19 protein-coding genes are annotated in these 18938 nt (G+C 58.3%); all 19 read left to right on the top strand.

Annotated elements, in window-relative coordinates:
• Positions 1-42: 42 nt before the first annotated feature.
• Positions 43-1176, top strand: a complete 1134-nt coding sequence (gene mltG / locus FB555_RS02975; protein WP_182483932.1) for an endolytic transglycosylase MltG — start codon at positions 43-45, stop codon at positions 1174-1176.
• Positions 1118-2032: a shikimate dehydrogenase family protein gene (locus tag FB555_RS02970; RefSeq protein WP_182483931.1), complete on the top strand. Its 915-nt coding sequence runs from the start codon at positions 1118-1120 to the stop codon at positions 2030-2032. The genes mltG and FB555_RS02970 overlap by 59 nt, the downstream gene beginning before the upstream one ends.
• A 94-nt stretch (positions 2033-2126) precedes the next feature.
• Positions 2127-3323 (top strand): chorismate synthase, encoded by a 1197-nt coding sequence (gene aroC / locus FB555_RS02965; RefSeq protein ID WP_182483930.1) that lies wholly within the window; start codon positions 2127-2129, stop codon positions 3321-3323.
• 1 nt (position 3324) lies between these two features.
• The gene (locus FB555_RS02960; protein WP_343046385.1) at positions 3325-3870 is read left to right on the top strand and encodes a shikimate kinase; all 546 of its coding nucleotides are present in this window, start codon (positions 3325-3327) and stop codon (positions 3868-3870) included.
• Positions 3867-4970, top strand: a complete 1104-nt coding sequence (gene aroB, locus FB555_RS02955) for a 3-dehydroquinate synthase (RefSeq protein ID WP_182483929.1) — start codon at positions 3867-3869, stop codon at positions 4968-4970. Before FB555_RS02960 ends, aroB begins: the two co-directional genes overlap by 4 nt.
• Before the next feature lie 21 nt (positions 4971-4991).
• Positions 4992-5435, top strand: coding sequence for a type II 3-dehydroquinate dehydratase (locus FB555_RS02950; protein WP_182483928.1), 444 nt, complete (start codon positions 4992-4994; stop codon positions 5433-5435).
• A 62-nt stretch (positions 5436-5497) separates the two neighbouring features.
• Positions 5498-6061: an elongation factor P gene (efp, locus tag FB555_RS02945; RefSeq protein ID WP_182483927.1), complete on the top strand. Its 564-nt coding sequence runs from the start codon at positions 5498-5500 to the stop codon at positions 6059-6061.
• A gap of 3 nt (positions 6062-6064) precedes the next feature.
• Positions 6065-6478 (top strand): transcription antitermination factor NusB, encoded by a 414-nt coding sequence (gene nusB, locus FB555_RS02940; RefSeq protein WP_182483926.1) that lies wholly within the window; start codon positions 6065-6067, stop codon positions 6476-6478.
• A gap of 61 nt (positions 6479-6539) precedes the next feature.
• On the top strand, positions 6540-7082 hold the full coding sequence (pyrR, locus tag FB555_RS02935; RefSeq protein WP_182483925.1) for a bifunctional pyr operon transcriptional regulator/uracil phosphoribosyltransferase PyrR: 543 nt from the start codon (positions 6540-6542) through the stop codon (positions 7080-7082).
• A complete protein-coding gene (locus FB555_RS02930) occupies positions 7079-8035 on the top strand; it encodes an aspartate carbamoyltransferase catalytic subunit (RefSeq protein ID WP_182483924.1) in 957 nt (318 codons plus the stop codon). The genes pyrR and FB555_RS02930 overlap by 4 nt, the downstream gene beginning before the upstream one ends.
• Positions 8032-9369: a dihydroorotase gene (locus FB555_RS02925; protein WP_182483923.1), complete on the top strand. Its 1338-nt coding sequence runs from the start codon at positions 8032-8034 to the stop codon at positions 9367-9369. The genes FB555_RS02930 and FB555_RS02925 overlap by 4 nt, the downstream gene beginning before the upstream one ends.
• On the top strand, positions 9362-9955 hold the full coding sequence (locus FB555_RS10915) for a PH-like domain-containing protein (protein WP_182483922.1): 594 nt from the start codon (positions 9362-9364) through the stop codon (positions 9953-9955). Before FB555_RS02925 ends, FB555_RS10915 begins: the two co-directional genes overlap by 8 nt.
• Positions 9952-11109 (top strand): glutamine-hydrolyzing carbamoyl-phosphate synthase small subunit, encoded by a 1158-nt coding sequence (gene carA, locus FB555_RS02915; protein ID WP_182483921.1) that lies wholly within the window; start codon positions 9952-9954, stop codon positions 11107-11109. The genes FB555_RS10915 and carA overlap by 4 nt, the downstream gene beginning before the upstream one ends.
• On the top strand, positions 11109-14426 hold the full coding sequence (gene carB / locus FB555_RS02910) for a carbamoyl-phosphate synthase large subunit (RefSeq protein ID WP_182483920.1): 3318 nt from the start codon (positions 11109-11111) through the stop codon (positions 14424-14426). Before carA ends, carB begins: the two co-directional genes overlap by 1 nt.
• Entirely contained in the window at positions 14423-15274 is an 852-nt protein-coding gene (gene pyrF / locus FB555_RS02905) for an orotidine-5'-phosphate decarboxylase (RefSeq protein ID WP_182483919.1), read from the top strand. The genes carB and pyrF overlap by 4 nt, the downstream gene beginning before the upstream one ends.
• Positions 15261-16172 carry a guanylate kinase gene (gmk, locus tag FB555_RS02900; RefSeq protein ID WP_182483918.1) on the top strand — a complete coding sequence of 304 codons (912 nt, stop codon included), beginning with the start codon at positions 15261-15263 and terminating at the stop codon, positions 16170-16172. The genes pyrF and gmk overlap by 14 nt, the downstream gene beginning before the upstream one ends.
• Positions 16173-16177: 5 nt before the next feature.
• Positions 16178-16435: a DNA-directed RNA polymerase subunit omega gene (gene rpoZ, locus FB555_RS02895; protein ID WP_182483917.1), complete on the top strand. Its 258-nt coding sequence runs from the start codon at positions 16178-16180 to the stop codon at positions 16433-16435.
• A 14-nt stretch (positions 16436-16449) separates the two neighbouring features.
• Entirely contained in the window at positions 16450-17697 is a 1248-nt protein-coding gene (gene coaBC, locus FB555_RS02890; RefSeq protein WP_182483916.1) for a bifunctional phosphopantothenoylcysteine decarboxylase/phosphopantothenate--cysteine ligase CoaBC, read from the top strand.
• Between the two features lie 65 nt (positions 17698-17762).
• Positions 17763-18938, top strand: coding sequence for a methionine adenosyltransferase (gene metK / locus FB555_RS02885; RefSeq protein WP_182483915.1), 1176 nt, complete (start codon positions 17763-17765; stop codon positions 18936-18938).

Raw genomic sequence — 18938 nt, 5'->3', positions numbered from 1 at the left:
GGCCCTGTTAGGCTCATTTTGCCCGAACAAGGAGATCTACTCGTGAACGATATTCAGTCCAACGGTGAGATGACCTCTCGAAGTGATCGCCGATCACAATTGCGTGAGAGTGAAGGCAGTAGCCTCGGTTCACGCCGTCGGCGATGGATCGTGTGGACTGCCAGCATCGCCCTCGTCGGCATGCTGGGAGCCGTTGGTATTTCACTGTTCGCCTCGGGATTCTTTGGCTCAACCACCGATGACTACACAGGTTCGGGTTCCGGAGACGTGCTCTTCACGATCAGCCAGGGCGAGATTGGTGATCAAATCACTAATAACTTAGTGTCCACTGGCGTGATCAAGTCTTTCGACCCTTTTTACACCCTGCTGTTGAAACAGGATCCCGCGGTTGTCTTCATTCCCGGCGTCTATGCCTTGCATGAGAAAATGTCGTCGACTGCCGCGCTCAGTGCTCTATCGGATCCGGCTAATCGCGTCGAGAACAAAGTGGTTATTCCCGAGGGCACCGTGCTGAGCGTCGCATTGTTCACAATTTCTGAGTCCCTCAGCATTCCCCTCGCTGAGCTCCAATCCTTAGCCGCCAATGTCAGCAGTTTTGGATTGCCTCCAGAGGCGACGACACTGGAAGGCTTTATTTACCCGGCGACTTACACCTTTAACCCGGGAGTGAGTGCTTCTGAGGTCCTCACAACGATGGTGAACGAGTCGCTCGCGACTTTGGACTCCTTAAGGGTCCCCTTGGAGGAACGCTGGCATACGATCGTGATGGCTTCGATCGTGCAACGTGAGTCCGGTTCGCCCGACAACGATTACAAAGTCGCCCGAGTGTTCCAGAACCGTATTGACGCGGGAATGACACTAGGCTCTGACGTCACTACCTGCTATGGCGCCGGCCTCATTGGGAAGGACTGCATCTACATCACCCAAGCGCAACTTGATGATGCCTCTAATTTGTACAACACGCGCCTGCTCCTGGGACTTCCCATTGGCCCTATTTCCAACCCTGGCAAGACGGCAATGGACGCGGCCAGGAACCCCGCTGATGGCCCTTGGCTCTTCTTCGTCACGGTCAATCTGCAGACCGGAGAAACCGTCTTTAGTGAGACGGTTCAGGAACATGATGCTGCTGCTGCCCAGTACGAGCAATGGCTGGCGGCTCATCCTGAATTCAAGTAAGCACGGACCACGCCACCTCGCCGTGGTGGGGCACCCCATCGCGCATTCACAATCACCGGCTTTGCACCGGGCTGCCTTCACCACCCTCAATCTGGCGTGGACGTACGACGCAATCGATCTCGCCCCGGGAGGGTTGGCAGAATTTGTCCAGGGGTTAGATGACTCCTGGATCGGGCTATCCGTCACGATGCCCCACAAGGCCCAGGCACTAAAAATTGCCGATTCGGTGGACCTCATCGGGCGCGCCACGGGTTCTGTCAACACTCTTGTTTTCAGTTTCGATGCTGCCGGGAAGCGCCACATCAGTGGCTATAACACCGACGTCTCGGGGATGGTCTTGGCCCTGGCCGCTGAGGGACTGACGAGTGCGCGTCACGTGGCCATCATTGGCGGGGGAGCCACAGCGGCGTCAGCTGTGGTCGCTGCGGCTCAACTGGGAGCCGAAAGTGTCACGGTTCTCGTGCGGAACGTTACGAGCGCCCAGTCCCTTTTGGACGTCGGCGAAACGGTCGGAACTGTCGTTGCCATTCACAACGTCAACGATATGGAGAACGTTCCGTGCGTGGACCTCGTCATCTCGACCTTACCGGGCACCGCTGAGACTTCCCTCGACTCACTCACCCGCACCCCAATGGCCCCTCTGCTCGACGTTGCCTACAGTCCTTGGCCGAGCCTCCGCGGGGCTCAGTGGGCCTCCCAGCCCGAAAGAAGGGGGGCCGTCGTGAGTGGCCTCTCAATGTTGGCTCATCAGGCGCTGATTCAGGTTCGCTTATTTCATTCGGGCGATGCAGCCGTTGAACTCCCTAGCGAAACTCTCGTTCGGTCCGCTATGTTCGCCGCGGTAGGCCTCCCCTAACCACGCCGCGATTACGGCGGCCACGGTATCGCTGCCCACCGAAGACACTGAGAAACCGGCGGAATCGGCACCGCGACTATGCCAAACTTGAAGAATGCTTCGATGGCTTACTGCAGGTGAATCACACGGTCCAGAACTGATTGCCGTGCTCGAGGGCTTACCCGCGGGTGTGCCCGTTACACGGGCGGCAATACAGCTTGATTTGCAGCGCCGACGCCTTGGTTTCGGCCGCGGAGCCCGCATGAAATTTGAACAGGATGACCTCTCAATCTCCGGCGGTGTTCGTCATGGACGCAGCCTCGGTTCGCCAATCGCGCTCCGCGTCGGTAACTCCGAGTGGGCGAAATGGTCAGAGGTGATGAGCCCCGATCCTCTCGATGATGAACTCTCAACATCTGGTCGTGGCGCCCCCCTGACCAGGCCACGTCCTGGCCATGCCGATCTCGTGGGCATGCAGAAATATGACTTTGACGAGGCACGGCCCATCCTTGAACGTGCGAGCGCACGTGAGACAGCCGCCCGCGTAGCTCTTGGCGCGGTAGTCCGGTCCTTCTTGAACGAGCTCGGCATTCATCTTGTGAGTCACACCATTGCTATTGGTACCGTTCGCGTTCCCGACGGAACTGAGCTACCCCACCCCGCCGATGTCGACGCTCTTGATGCCGATCCATTGCGCTGTTTTGACCCTACAACCGCTGCTCTGATGTACGCCGAAGTTGAAGCCGCTCACAAAGAAGGCGATACCCTCGGCGGCGTTGTTGAAGTCCTCGCCTACGGTCTTCCTCCTGGGCTGGGGTCTCACGTCCACTGGGATCGTCGCCTCGACTCGCAGCTGGCCGGCGCACTGATGGGCATTCAAGCGATCAAGGGTGTCGAAGTCGGAGATGGTTTTGAGACCACGCGACGTCGCGGCTCCGTCGCTCATGACGAACTCTTCGTTGGCCCAGATGGTATTTCCCGACAGACCGACCGTGCCGGGGGCACTGAGGGAGGCATGTCCACGGGTACTGTGCTTCGGGTTCGCGCCGGCATGAAGCCGATCGCAACGATCCCACATGCGCTGCGCACCGTTGACGTTGCGACAGGTGAAGCTTCTCCGGCCCATCATCAGCGCTCCGACGTGTGTGCCGTCCCGGCCGCCGGCGTTGTCGCCGAAGCCATGGTCGCGCTCGTTATCGCTAACTCCGTGATTGAGAAATTTGGTGGTGACAGTGTGGGGGAAACAAAGCGCAACCTTGAGTCTTACCTCACTCACATTCCCGCTTCGTTGACGTCCGCCCAGGACAATTAGCGTGAAGCAGACGCTACCGCGCGTCGTCTTGATCGGTGCTCCTGCTTCGGGCAAGTCAAAAATTGCCAAAATGGTCGCGGCCGAGCTCGGCTGTCAACGAATCGACACCGACAAGGTCATCGTTGCCGAACATGGCCCGATTGCGAACATCTTTGACGAGCACGGCGAGGGCGCATTCCGAGCTCTTGAGCGCACAGCGGTCATCGATGCGCTGAAGCACGATGCCGTGCTCAGTCTCGGCGGGGGAGCGGTGATCGATGCAGATACCCAGCATGACCTTTCCCAGGCCCACTGCGTCTTGCTCACCGTGTCAGAAGAGGCCGTTGCCCTCCGTCTTGTGGAATCACCGAAACGACCGCTCCTGCGCGATGGTCTTGCCGCTTGGAAGGCTCTCGTCTTAGAGCGTGAACCCATTTACCGGGCGCTTGCAGACCAAACTTTTGATACATCACATCGCCCACTAGAAGATATTGCGTCGCAAATTTGCGCATGGATTCGAGCGGGATACCCGGAGGAATCTGGAACTGAGGGAGACAACCAGCAATGACCGCGATCGAGAATACCGTAATTAGCGTCACGGGTGGCCGTGACTACAACGTGACCATCGGTCGAGGAATGATCGCCGACGCAGCGAATCCCCGTGGTCAATTTTCCGAAGCGTTGGGGGCCGGCGTCAATAAAGTGCTCATCATTCACCCTCCGACACTGGGCGCCATCGCAGCGGAGCTTCGAGAAGCACTTTCTGGAGAGCGCGAAGTACTTCTCGCCGAAGTTCCCGATGCCGAAGCCGGGAAGCGCATGGAAGTTGCTCAGTTCTGTTGGCAAGTTCTCGGGCAAGCAGATTTCACCCGCTCTGATGCCGTAATTGGTTTAGGTGGCGGTGCGCTCACCGACCTGGCCGGTTTCGTGGCGGCAACATGGTTACGCGGAGTTCGTCTTGTCCACGTTCCCAGCACCGTCTTAGGCATGGTCGACGCATCGGTTGGCGGCAAAACAGGAATTAACACTAACGAAGGAAAGAATCTCGTCGGGGCGTTCTACGCCCCTCACGCTGTTCTTTGTGATCTGGATGTGCTCGCCGACCTCCCTAGGAATGAATTGCTCGCGGGGTTTGCCGAAATCGTGAAGTGTGGTTTCATCGCCGTGCCCGAGATTCTCGACATTCTGGAAGCGAACGTTGCTATCGCTACGGACCCCCAGAGCTCTCAATTTCGCCGTCTCATTGAACTCTCAATTGGACTCAAGGCTCGGGTGGTTTCAGAGGATTTCATGGAACAGGGCGAGCGAGAGATTTTGAACTACGGCCACACTCTGGGGCATGCCATTGAGCACGCTGAACGGTACAAATGGCGTCACGGTGCCGCCATTTCTATCGGGATGGTTTTCGCGGCGGAACTTTCGCGCATGACGCAGAATCTGCCCGATGAGGTCGTCGATCGCCATCGACGTATTTTTGAGTCCCTCACATTGCCCACGGGATATCCGCGGGGACGCTGGGACACCCTGCTGGCCACCATGAAGCGCGATAAGAAGGCGCGGGGTTCGATGCTGCGCTTTGTCGTTCTGTCGGCGGAGGGTAAGACGAGCATCCTGAATGTGCCAGACACGTCAATTCTGTTCACCGCTTACCAAGAGATTGCGACCTAATCCCGCGATAGAGTCTTTATTATGACCCGCGTCCTTGTTCTTAATGGCCCTAACCTCGGCCGTCTGGGCTCGCGCGAGCCTGATGTCTACGGAAATCAGGACCTAACTGCACTGACTAAGATTCTGATTGCCGACTCTCCCGGTGTCGAAATTGACCTTCGCCAGACCGACTCCGAGCCAGAACTCATGTCATGGTTGCATGAAGCAGTTGATACTCGCACCCCGGTAATTTTGAATCCGGCTGCCTTTACGCATTACTCCTACGCTCTGCGAGACGCGGCTGCCCAGGTCACCAAAGCTGGGATTCCCCTTATCGAGGTGCACATCTCGAACCCGCATGCCCGGGAGGAGTTTCGCCACACCAGCGTGATTTCTTCCGTAGCGACGGGGGTAATTGCGGGCTTTGGTTTCGACTCGTATCGCCTAGCTCTCACTCAGCTCACCCGCGCCCCTCTTGTAGACTGACTCCTTGGAGCGATTTCTGCTCCCAGCTTTTTCATCACCGCATCACCTAAAGGACGCCCAACATGGCTAGCACTTCGGACATAAAGAACGGTGTCGTCATCAAAATTGATGGCCAACTATGGACCGTCATCGACTTCCAGCACGTCAAGCCGGGCAAGGGCGGTGCTTTTGTTCGCACCAAAATGAAAAACGTTATGTCTGGCAAAGTTGTCGACAAGACCTACAACGCCGGTACCAAAATTGAAACGGCCAATGTTGACCGCCGAGACTTTCAGTACCTGTACAACGATGGGATCGACTACGTTTTCATGGACAAGGTCACCTACGAGCAACTCCCTGTTTCCGCCGTCGTGGTGAGCGACACCAAGAATTTTCTGCTGGAGAATCAAGACGTCCAGATTGCCCTCAATGACGGTGCGCCACTGTACGTGGAACTGCCGGCATCCGTGACTCTCGAGGTCACCTACACTGAACCCGGACTTCAAGGAGATCGTTCCACGGGCGGTAACAAGCCTGCAACGGTAGAGACCGGCTTTGAGATTCAAGTTCCTTTGTTTATCGAACAGAACACACGCATCAAGGTAGATACCCGCACGGGCGAATACCTCGGTCGCGTCAACGACTAGCCGATGAGTGCTCGCACGAAGGCTCGCAAGCGGGCCCTTGACATTCTTTTTTCAGCGGATGTCCGTCAGATCTCTCTCGTCGAGGCTCTGGACGCAGAAGCGACCAGAGCGGCCAGCGAGCCGGCGCGGACTGCCTCGTGGCTTTACGCGCGGGAGATCGTTGACGGGGTTATCGATCATCACGAAAAAATTGACGAAACCATAGCCACGTATGCCCGTGGTTGGACCCTGGAGCGTATGCCTGCCGTGGACCGTGCGCTCATCCGCATCGCCGTCTGGGAAATTCTTTTTAACCCCGATGTTCCCGCCGCCGTTGCCGTAGATGAAGCGGTCGAAGCGGCAAAGATCTTGAGCACCGAGGAATCCGCTGGCTTCGTGAACGGATTGCTCGCCACTATCGCCTCCACCGCATCCTGATAGAGTTGACTCAATCGACATCCTTTAAAATCCGTCCAGAGAGGCGGGGAAGGAGGTCAGAATGACTGCACGCGTCATTATGCAGACACCTGACATTCACAGAGTGCTCACGCGCATTGCCCACGAGATTCTCGAATCTAATCGCGGCGCGGACAACCTCGTTTTATTGGGAATTCCCACGCGCGGGGTAACGCTCGCTCGTCGACTGGCCGCAATTTTTCAGACCATTGTTCCGGGAGCCGCCATCCCGGTCGGAGCGCTAGACGTCACGATGTACCGCGATGATCTGTGGCAGCATCCCACCCGCATGTCTTCTCCCACCGACGTCCCGGTGAGCATTGAGGGATCAACCGTCATCCTGGTAGACGACGTGTTGTACTCGGGCCGCACTGTTCGTGCCGCGCTTGATGCCATGACCGATTTGGGACGACCCCAAATCGTGCGCCTGGCCGTCTTGGTCGACCGCGGACACCGCGAGCTCCCCATTCGAGCGGATTTTGTAGGCAAGAATCTTCCCTCGGCCCACGACGAACGAATCAATGTTCGCCTCGCGGAACTCGACGGTGAAGACGTCGTCACGATCGATCAGGCGGTCAGCGCATGAGGCACCTTCTGAGCACCTCGGAACTTTCCCGTGACGCTGCCATCGACCTTCTCGATATTTCTGAGGACATGGCCGCCGTAGCCGATCGCGAGAACAAGAAACTTCCCACCCTGCGGGGCAAGACTGTGGTGAATCTCTTTTTTGAGGATTCCACCCGGACCCGTATTTCCTTTGAAGCTGCCGCTAAAAGGCTCTCGGCCGACGTCATCAATTTCAGCGCAAAAGGTTCCAGCGTTTCCAAAGGTGAGAGTCTTAAGGACACCGCCCAAACCTTGTCGGCGATGGGTGCCGATGCTGTCGTGATTCGTCACGGTGCTTCCGGCGCACCCGCGGTCCTAGCGGCGAGCGGTTGGATTGACGCAGGAATAATCAATGCTGGAGACGGGACGCACGAACATCCCACTCAGGCTCTTCTTGATGCCTTTACGATGCGTCGACGGCTCCATGGCGCCGGGTCACGCGGCAAAGGCTTGGATGGTGTCAGTGTCACCATTGTGGGGGACATTGTTCACTCTCGCGTGGCGCGCTCCAACGTTTGGCTCCTCAAAACGTTGGGAGCCGAGGTCAGACTTGTCGCCCCGGCTACGCTTCTTCCCGTCGCCGTTCACACGTGGCCGGTTACCGTCGATTACGATCTGGATCACGCCCTCGGCGAATCCGCGCCGGACGTCATCATGATGCTGCGCATTCAACAGGAACGCATGAATCAAGCCTTTTTTCCGAATCCCCGGGAATACTCCAATGTTTGGGGCCTGTCGAATGCGCGTTGGATCGGGCTCCCCGCCACGACACTCGTCATGCATCCCGGACCAATGAACCGGGGACTCGAAATATCCTCGGCCGCCGCGGACTCCCCGCAGTCAACGATTCTCGAGCAAGTGGCCAACGGAGTCTCCGTTCGGATGGCCACGCTCTACACGGTACTAACGGGCAATCGAGAGGTCCACGCATGAGCGCTCCACGATTTCTGATCCGGGGAGCCCAGATTGGCTCGGGATCGGCAACAGATATCCTCACTCAGGGCAACGTGATCGCCGCCATAGGTTCTGGGCTCGACTCCGCTGGTGCTGAGATCATTGACGCCCACGGACTCATTGCTCTTCCCGGACTAGTTGATCTGCACACTCACCTTCGCGAACCTGGCTACGAACAGAGCGAGACTGTCCTGAGCGGCACCCAAGCGGCGGCCATCGGTGGTTTCACCTCCGTTTTCGCTATGGCGAACACCAACCCCGTCGCTGATACTGCCGGTGTCGTCGAGCAAGTCCTTGCTCTCGGAGAGGCGGCAGGCTACGCGACTGTTCGGCCCATCGGGGCAGTAACCCAGGGCCTTGAGGGTATGCACCTTGCAGAACTGGGCGCAATGGCTTCGTCCCGAGCTCAAGTGCGGGTGTTTAGTGATGACGGTAAATGCGTCTCGGATCCCCTCCTTATGCGTCGCGCCTTGGAATACGTCAAATCATTCAACGGTGTTATTGCGCAGCACGCCCAAGAGCCACGGCTCACCGAAGACGCCCAGATGAGCGAGGGTGAAGTTTCCGCTCGCCTCGGACTAGCAGGATGGCCGGCCGTTGCCGAGGAAGCCATCATTGCCCGGGATGTTCTGCTTGCGGAACACGTGAAAAGTCGCCTGCACGTGTGTCATCTGTCCACTGCCGGGTCCGTGGAGGTTATTCGATGGGCGAAGGCTCGCGGAATCAACGTCACAGCGGAGGTCACGCCGCACCACCTTCTCCTCAGCGAAGACCGTGCGGAGACGTACGACGCACGCTTCAAAGTGAATCCGCCTCTGCGTCGCCGTGAGGATGTTTTAGCGCTGCGAGAGGCCCTTGCCGACGGCACCATCGACATTGTGGCCACCGACCATGCGCCGCACCCGAGCGAGTCGAAGGAGTGCGAGTGGGGTGCCGCCGCCTTTGGAATGATTGGGCTGGAGTCTGCGCTTTCCGTCGTTCAAGAATCCATGGTTGAGACCGGCTTGTTTACCTGGGATGACGTTGCCCGGGTCCTCTCTATAACCCCAGCACGAATCGGAGGACTTGCTTCTCACGGCCAGATGCTTGCCGTCGGAGCCCCCGCCGAAATTACGCTCGTTGACCCCCATGACCGTCAAGTATTCACGACAGATCGACTCGCCGGACAATCGCACAACTCGCCGTACCTGGGGATTGACCTTCCCGGAAGAGTGATGTGGACCATTCACCAGGGTTATGCCACGGTAGCCGGAGCAAAACTCATTGCCACAGACATCATCGCGGCCCAAGCAGAGGAAGTTCGACGTGGATAGATACAGCATTGGCGCCATTATTGTGGGAGCGCTCGTCGCCCTTGCCTGGTGGGGCATGTACCGTTCGTGGAAACGTCGCTCGGCTACTTCAGCGACGATGACGACAACGACAACGAGAACGGGACAGTCACTTGCGGGCACTGCCATTACCGGCAGCCCCATGCCTGGCAGTCCTCTTCCAGGGAACGGAGACACCCTTGAATTTAGGGTTCTCTATGTCGCAACAACACCGACAGAAGAGCCTCTGACACGCCTCAACCTTCCTGGACTCGGTTTTCGGGCCAAAGCCACGGTTCGAGTCCTCCATGACTTAATCGAGATTGCCCCCGCGGGGGAGTACCCCACCACCATCGGTGCCGCCAGCTTCCTGGGTGTCCGAAGCGCTCGCGTGACAATCGATCGCGTCGTCGAGAACGATGGCCTAACAGCCGTGGACTGGGTTGCCACAAACTCCACGTCCGGGGAACGAAGCCTGGTGACGTCCTACTTTCGAATTCCCAATACCCGCTTGCGCGCAAGCCTCGAAGCAACACTCGAAGCTTTTGGCGCCGCCCACACCACAACAGTGAAAGAGGTCGCCTCGTGACGTTCACGAACATCAAAGATGCCGTTCTCGTGCTTGAAGATGGCTCACGCTACGAAGGGCTCTCCTACGGAAGCGAGGGAACCACTTTTGGTGAAATTGTCTTCGCTACCGGAATGACGGGGTACCAGGAGACCCTGACCGATCCCTCCTACGCGGGTCAGATTGTCCTCATGACGGCTCCCCACATTGGTAACACGGGGATGAACGATGAAGACATGGAGTCTCGCCGCATCTGGGTTTCTGGGTTTGTCGTGCGTGACGCTTCGCGTATCGTCTCAAATTTTCGTGCCGAGCGAAGCCTCGAGAACGATCTCGAGCACGAGGGTATCGTGGGCATCCGCGGAATTGATACCCGTGCCATCACGCGTCACATTCGTTCCAAGGGAGCGATGCGCTCCGGAATTTTCTCGGGCACGGCGTCGCAGTTGCCTGCCAAGGAACAGCTTGACCTCGTACTCGCCGGGGACGAAATGGCCGGCAGAAACCTCTCGGCTCAGGTTTCTACCCAAGAAGCATACGTCGTGCCTGCACAAGGTGATCGTGTCGGTTCCGTGGCCATCCTTGACCTCGGGGTCAAAAAATCCACGGTGAACTACCTTGCCGAGCGTGGCTTTGAAGCCCACGTTCTGCCGCAGAGTGTCACTGCTGAGGCCATCATTGCAATGAAGCCCAGCGCGCTGTTTTTCTCCAACGGGCCCGGCGACCCCAGTGCCAGTGAGACGCATGTTGAGCTCCTGCGCACCTGCCTCAAGTCTGGAATCCCGTTCTTCGGTATCTGCTTCGGAAACCAGCTGTTGGGGCGTGCCCTCGGGTTCGGTACCTATAAGTTGCCCTTTGGTCACCGCGGAATCAACCAGCCCGTTCTCGACAAAGCAACCGGTCGCGTCGAAATCACGAGCCAAAATCATGGTTTCGCCGTCGATGCCCCCATCGAGGGAATCCTGGAGTCGCCCGCCGGTTTCGGCCGGGTCGAAGTCAGCCACTACAGCCTCAACGACAACGTGGTGGAGGGGCTCAACTGCCTCGACCTCAACGCGTTCTCCGTTCAGTACCATCCCGAGGCGGCCGCCGGCCCCCACGATTCGAACTATCTTTTTGACCGTTTTCGCGACAGGGTGCTCGCATCCGCCTCGACCACTGGAGCAGCCCTCTAATGCCACGTCGTACCGACATTAAATCTGTCCTTGTTATCGGCTCCGGCCCCATCGTCATTGGCCAGGCCTGCGAGTTTGATTACTCTGGAACACAGGCTTGTCGTGTTCTTCGTGAGGAGGGCATTCGCGTTATTTTGGTGAACTCAAACCCCGCCACGATCATGACCGACCCGGACTTTGCTGATGCGACCTACGTGGAGCCCATCACGCCTGAAGTCATTGAATCCATCATCATCAAAGAGCGTCCCGATGCCATTCTGCCGACGCTGGGCGGCCAAACTGCGCTTAATGCCGCAATGGCCTTGCACGAAAACGGAGCGCTCGAGCGTCACGGCGTCGAGCTCATCGGAGCCAAAGTCGATGCGATCCGTAAGGGTGAAGACCGATGGCTTTTCAAGGACATCGTCACCGAAGCTGGTGCCGAATCGGCGCGTTCGTTTATTACCCACACCCTTGACGAAGCTCTCGTGGCGGCCGGGGAGCTTGGATACCCCCTCGTCGTTCGCCCGTCCTTCACCATGGGCGGCCTTGGCTCAGGATTTGCGTACAACGAAACAGACCTTATTCGCATCGTGACCGACGGTCTCCATTCCAGCCCCACCACCGAGGTCCTGCTCGAGGAGAGCATCCTCGGCTGGAAAGAATATGAACTTGAGCTCATGCGCGACACGGCCGATAACACCGTCGTCGTCTGCTCCATCGAGAACGTAGACCCCGTCGGCGTGCACACCGGCGACTCGATCACCGTTGCCCCGGCACTGACGTTGACCGACCGTGAATACCAGAAGCTGCGCGATATCAGCATCAAAATAATTCGTCTCGTCGGGGTCGATACCGGCGGATGCAACATCCAGTTCGCCATTGACCCCAAAGATGGCCGCATCATCGTCATTGAGATGAACCCCCGCGTCTCGAGGTCCTCGGCACTCGCGTCGAAAGCGACCGGTTTCCCCATTGCCAAGATCGCGGCCAAGCTCGCTATCGGCTACCGCCTCGATGAAATCAAGAACGACATCACCAAGGTGACGCCGGCGAGCTTTGAACCCACGCTGGATTACGTCGTCGTCAAGGTCCCGCGCTTCGCGTTCGAGAAGTTCCCCGCCGCCGACGCCACCCTCACCACGACCATGAAGTCTGTGGGAGAGGCGATGGCCATCGGTCGCAACTACTCGACGGCGCTGCAGAAGGCCCTCCGCTCATTAGAGAAGCGTGGAAGCTCCTTCCACTGGGGTGTCGAGCCCCGCACAATGGAAGAACTCCTCGAGATCTCGAAGGTGCCCACAGATGGCCGCATCGTTACGCTGCAGCAAGCTTTGCGCAAGGGTGCCACCATCCAGCAGGCATTCGAGGCGACCAAGATTGACCCGTGGTTTCTCGATCAAATTTTGCTCATCAACGAGGTAGCCGACGACATCGCTGCCCACAAGGATCTCGATGCGGGCATCCTCCGCCATGCCAAGGATCATGGCTTCTCTGATGTTCAGATCGCCGAGCTTCGAGGTTTGACCGAAGAGATTGTTCGGGCCGCACGCTACGGGCTCGGCATCCGCCCGGTCTTCAAAACAGTCGACACGTGTGCGGGGGAGTTCCCAGCCGAGACCCCGTACCACTACTCCAGTTACGACCTCGAGAACGAGGTCACTCCCAGTGATCGCCGCAAGGTTGTCATCATCGGAAGCGGCCCCAACCGCATTGGTCAGGGCGTCGAGTTTGATTACTCGTGCGTCCACGCCTCTTTTGCTCTCGCGGATGCCGGTTATGAGACCATCATGATCAACTGCAACCCCGAGACTGTCTCCACCGACTACGACACTAGCGATCGCCTCTACTTTGAGCCGCTGGCCCTTGAAGATGTCCTCGAGGTTCTGCACGCAGAGAGTTTCTCGGGTGAACTCGTGGGCGTGGTCGTGCAACTGGGGGGCCAGACTGCACTGGGCCTTGCCGCCGGACTAAAGGCCGCCGGGATCCCGATTCTGGGAACTACGCCTGAGGCCATTGACTTGGCGGAGGAGCGCGGGGAATTCTCGAGAATTCTGGATGAAGCCGGCTTGTTGGCACCCCGCAACGACACGGCCATCGACGTCGAAGGCGCCGTCATCGCCGCCGAAGAGATCGGGTATCCCGTTCTCGTTCGCCCCAGTTACGTTCTGGGCGGTCGAGGAATGGAAATCATCTTTGACACCGCTGGCGTGCGCGACTACTTCACGCGCATTGAGGGTCAGGTCGTCGTTGATGTCAAACGTCCCCTTCTGGTCGACCGGTTCTTAGATGATGCGATCGAGATTGACGTTGATGCCCTCTATGACGGCACCCAGCTGTATATCGGCGGGGTCATGGAACACATTGAGGAAGCAGGGATTCACTCGGGTGACTCGGCCTGCACGTTGCCTCCCGTGACCTTAGGAAAACGCGATGTTGACAGAGTTCGAATCGCCACTCTGGCCATCGCCCAGGGAATTGGCGTTCAAGGCTTGCTCAACGTACAGTTTGCCATCGGCGCCGGGATTCTCTACGTGCTCGAGGCAAACCCTCGCGCTAGTCGCACTGTGCCCTTCGTCTCAAAGGCCTTGGGGATTCCCCTCGCTAAGGCGGCGAGTCGTCTCATGGTCGGGGATTCCATCGCCGATCTCATCACCGAGGGAATGTTGCCAGTGCAAGACGGTTCCATTGTGCCGATGGATGCGCCGATCTCCGTGAAAGAGGCAGTGCTGCCGTTCAAACGATTCCGAACCCCCACAGGGCACATTGTGGATTCACTCCTGGGCCCCGAAATGCGATCGACCGGTGAGGTCATGGGAATCGACAAGGACTTCCCGCGTGCGTTCGCAAAAGCCCTTGCCGGCGCCTACGGGGCACTGCCTTCCTCCGGCGCCGTCTTCGTCTCGGTTGCTGACCGCGACAAGCGAGCCATCGTGCTTCCCGTCTTGCGCCTCGAGCAACTGGGATTCAAGATCTTGGCAACAGAGGGTACGGCCGAGATCTTGCAGCGCAACGGCATATCCTCGACGATTGTCGAGAAAGTCAGTGAAAAGGGCGGGGGTGTCACAATCGTGGAGCTCATCAACCGCAACGAGGTCGACATCGTCATCAATACCCCGAGCGGGAGCGCCGCCAGAGCCGACGGCTACGAGATTCGGGCGGCAGCCGTCGGTGGTGACAAGCCGTTATTCACGACCATGGCTCAGGTGAGTGCCGCCGTGGCATCCATCGACATTATTCAAGAGGGATTCACCGTCACCAGCCTTCAGGAGTATGCCCTTGCGCGGGCAGCTAATCTGGCTTCCGCCACCGCCCAGAACGTCTCGAGTCACGCATGATCGATCCCGGCTTTGGCGAGCGGTTAGGTGCCGCCTTCAGCGAATACGGTCACCTGTGTGTGGGCATAGACCCTCACCCTTTTCTGCTGAAGGAATGGGGTTTCAATGATGACTCCGCCGGGCTTCGGGAATTCTCCCTTCGCGTGGTGGATGCGTGCGTTGACCGCGTCGGCATTATCAAACCCCAAGTTGCCTTTTACGAACGTCATGGGTCCCGCGGGTACGAAGTTCTCGAGCTTCTGTTTGAGCGCGCCCGCAACTCTGGGCTCATCGTCATTGCCGATGCCAAACGCGGCGACATTGGTTCGACGATGGAGGCCTACGCCAGCACGTGGCTGACCCCAGGAAGCGCCCTCGAGGCCGATGCCCTGACGGTGAGTCCTTATCTCGGCACCGGTTCTCTCACGCAGACGGTGAATTTGGCGCTCAAGGGCAATAAGGGGCTGTTCATGTTGGCGGCAACGTCAAATCCCGAGGCCGCAGCGCTTCAACAGTCGCGCATTGCTGACGGTCCCCACAAGGGTGAAACCGTGGCCCAATCCATCCTCAGCGATGCTGAACAATGGTCGCTGAAGCGCGAGCCTGCAGGATCGATCGGTGTCGTCCTCGGCGCCACACTCGAGCTTGAGGAATTTGGAATCAACCCCGATGACTACCCCTCGGTTCCGGTTCTCGCTCCAGGATTTGGCTTCCAAGGGGCTCGGATCGAGGACGCGCGCGCTGTGTTCGGCTCCATGACTCGCAACCTCATTGTGGCTGAAACTCGCAGCGTACTAGCCGTTGGGCGAGGAGGAGTCGTAGAGTCAATTACCCGCCGAGCTAACGAGGTTGCTGATGCGCTCTCCTGAGTCCCTGACTCCGCCAGACGTAGATCGTGTTGCCGCGTCTCGCGCAGGTGTCCTGGCCCGCCAGGCACGCGCACGTGTAAAAGCGGGCCTGGCATCGGGCAAACGCACTCCTCTCGATGTCTTTACGATGGGCACCATCGATAAAACAACCGTTGAGGCCGGGCTCCGTTTTCGTGAGTTTATTATGGCTTTGCCCAGTTTGGGTACGTCCAAGACGGACGATATTCTCCGAACCCTCGAGATTTCACCCCGCAAGAAATTAGGGGGACTCGGTGTCGTTCAACGCGCTGCCGCGAAGGATTGGTTGCAGAACTTTTCCGCGCGTCGCAATATCGCTGAGAAGCCGCGTGTAGCGGTGTTGGCAGGACCCACGGCCGTGGGCAAGGGCACCGTGGCTAACGCCATCCGGGCACACAATCCCCAGATTCATCTGTCAGTGTCGGCAACGACGAGGGAACCTCGACCCGGAGAAATCGACGGGGTCAGCTATTTCTTTGTCTCCGAGGAGGAGTTTCTTCGCATGGTCGCGGCGGGTGAACTCTTGGAGCACGCGATTGTTCACGGTCAAGCGATGTATGGAACTCCGCGAGCCCCGGTCGAAGCTGCTCTCGCTGCCGGTAATAGTGTTCTTCTCGAGATTGACATCCAAGGAGCTCGACAGGTGAGAATCTCCCTTCCTGAGGCTCGCCTCATATTTCTTCTTCCACCCAGTTGGGACGAACTTGTTCGCCGGTTGAACGCCCGAGGCACGGAAACAGAAGAGCAGAAGACGCAGCGACTCGCAACGGCCGTCGTCGAGTTAGCGGCCCAAAGCGAGTTCGATTGCCGTGTCGTGAATGCCGACGTCAGCACAGCGGCGCAACAGGTCGTAGACTTATTAGGAATTAACAAGGAGTAATACTCATGGCTACCAAGCTTGAAGGCATCATCAATCCTCCCATCGACGATTTGTTGTCGAAGGTCGAGTCGAAGTACGCACTGGTAATTTTTGCCTCAAAGCGTGCCCGCCAGATAAACGACTACTACTCCGACTTGCACGAAGGCAGCCTCTTCGACAATGTTGGACCCCTCGTCGACTCGAACATTGACGACAAGCCACTGTCGGTTGCTCTCCACGAGATCAACGAAGACAAGCTCATTGCTCGTCCCCTCGCAGTCTAATTTTTCGGTCTGAAATGACCGCCCCTGCCGCTCGTCGCCTGCGCATTGTTGTTGGCGTAACGGGCGGCATTGCTGCGTATAAAGCCGTCAGCGTTATTCGGGCGTTTGTGCTTGATGGACACCACGTTGATGTCGTAGCAACTGCCGGCGCCCTCGAGTTCATCGGCCGCCCCACTCTCGAGGCCATCAGTCGCAATCCGGTACACACGGAGCTGTATGACGGCGTCGCAGAGGTACGGCACGTTGCCCTGGGCCAAAGCGCTGATGTCATCGTGGTTGCCCCCACTACGGCGAATACTCTTGCCGGCATAGCCGCCGGACTCGCGCCGGACCTCCTCGGTAACACCATCTTGGCTAGGCGTTGCCCCCTCGTACTGGCCCCTGCCATGCACACCGAGATGTGGCTGAATCCCGCGACTCAGGCGAACATTGATCTTCTGACCAGCCGCGGAATTGTGATCATTGGGCCCGCCAGCGGGGCTCTTACCGGAACCGATAGCGGTGCCGGGCGCATGAGCGAGCCCGAAGAGATCGTCGCTGCAGCCTATCGCGCAAGCGGCTGGCTAGATGCTCGTGTGACCGAGAAGGACACCCTTATCCTCGGCGTGAAGGACCTCCTGGGCAAACGTGTTCTCATTACCGGGGGCGGAACCCGTGAGCCAATCGACCCTGTTCGTTTCATCGGCAATCGTTCCACCGGTCGACAGTCTGTAGCCCTTGCCACCGCAGCGTTGGAGCGCGGTGCCGACGTTACCTTCATCGGGGCAAATCTCGAGGTGCAAGTTCCCGTTGGAGCCCGCTTCATCGCCGTTAGTTCGTCGGCGGAGCTTCAGGGTGCCCTTGAACGCGAAGCGGAATCCCATGACATCGTCATTATGGCCGCCGCGATTGCGGATTATCGGCCGGCTATCGTCAGCGACTCCAAGCTCAAGAAGAATGCCCTCGGCGAACGTTCAACCTTGGAGTTGGTTCAGAATCCCGACCTCCTAGCCGCTCTGGCCGCGAACGCCCGACCCGATCAATTCATCATTGGGTTCGCCGCTGAGACCAGCGACGACAAAGAATCGTTACTCGCCTTGGGCCGCGAAAAGCTTGCTCGAAAGGGCTGTGATGCTCTCGTGGTGAACGGAGTTGGTTGGGATACCGGCTTCGGCACAGAAGTCAATGACGTTATTATTCTCGCCCGTGGGGGAGATATTCTTGTAGAGGTGTCGGGGGAGAAGCGCGCGATAGCAGAGCGCATTCTTGACATCACCAGATAAGTGCCACACCAGATCGCGTTTTCGCGGGGCATGTTGATACATTCGCCTACGAAAGGAACTACGCCATGAGCGATTTGCGGCTCTTCACCTCGGAATCCGTCACTGAGGGTCACCCCGATAAGGTTTGTGACCAGATATCTGACGGCATCTTGGATGCAATGCTCACCGAAGATCCCCATGCCCGAGTGGCCATCGAAACCATGGTGACCAAGGGCCTCGTTCATGTTGCTGGGGAAGTCACCCTGGAAAAGGGATATGTCGAGATTCCCGATCTCATTCGGGGCATCGTGTCCAATATTGGCTACACGTCGTCCAAGGTCGGTTTCGACGGAGCGAGCTGCGGCATCTCGGTCTCGATCGGTCAGCAGTCACCCGAGATTGCCCACATGGTTTTCGAAAAGGCAGACGAAGAAAACCAAGGCGCTGGCGACCAAGGCATCATGTTTGGGTTCGCCACCAATGAGACCCCGCAACTCATGCCATCCGCCATTTGGCTCGCCCACCGCATTGCCGAGCAGTTGGCCTACGTTCGTAAATCGGGTGAGCTGGCCTACCTTCGACCCGACGGCAAGACCCAGGTGACCATCGGTTACGACGGATTCGCAGCACGCACGGTCGATACGGTCGTCGTCTCTACCCAACACGGCCCCGAGTCCGAGGTTTCTCTTGCCCAGCTCAAGCGCGAGGTCGAAGAAGCCGTTGTTCGCCCCGTTCTGGCCAAGGCGGGCATTGACTCTTCGGGGACACGGTTCATGATTAACCCCGTGGGCACCTTCATCGAAGGTGGCCCCGGATCAGATGCTGGTTTGACCGGCCGCAAGATCATTGTGGACACCTATGGCGGCGCTTCTCGCCACGGCGGCGGCGCCTTTAGCGGCAAGGATCCCTCAAAGGTTGACCGCTCGGCGGCCTACGCCATGCGATGGGTTGCGAAGAACGCTGTCGCTGCCGGGCTTGCCGATCGCCTAGAAGTTCAAGTCGCCTACGCCATTGGTGTCGCCGAACCTGTGGGGTTGTATGTGGAGACCTTTGGCACCGCGCACACGGATGAGAAGCGCATCAGTGATGCCATCCGCGAGACATTCGACCTGCGTCCCGCCGCCATCATTAGGGATCTTGATCTGCTTCGCCCCATCTACAAGGAGACGGCCACCTACGGGCACTTCGGTCGCAACCTTCCCAACTTCACGTGGGAGCGCCTGGATAAGGTCGAAGAATTACGGCGCAAAGCGGGTCTCTAA

It is taken from the genome of Alpinimonas psychrophila (assembly GCF_014137865.1).
GTDB classification, from domain to species: domain Bacteria; phylum Actinomycetota; class Actinomycetes; order Actinomycetales; family Microbacteriaceae; genus Alpinimonas; species Alpinimonas psychrophila.
Note: the sequence above shows the minus strand (reverse complement) of the source record. Positions and strands in the feature narration are given on the sequence as shown.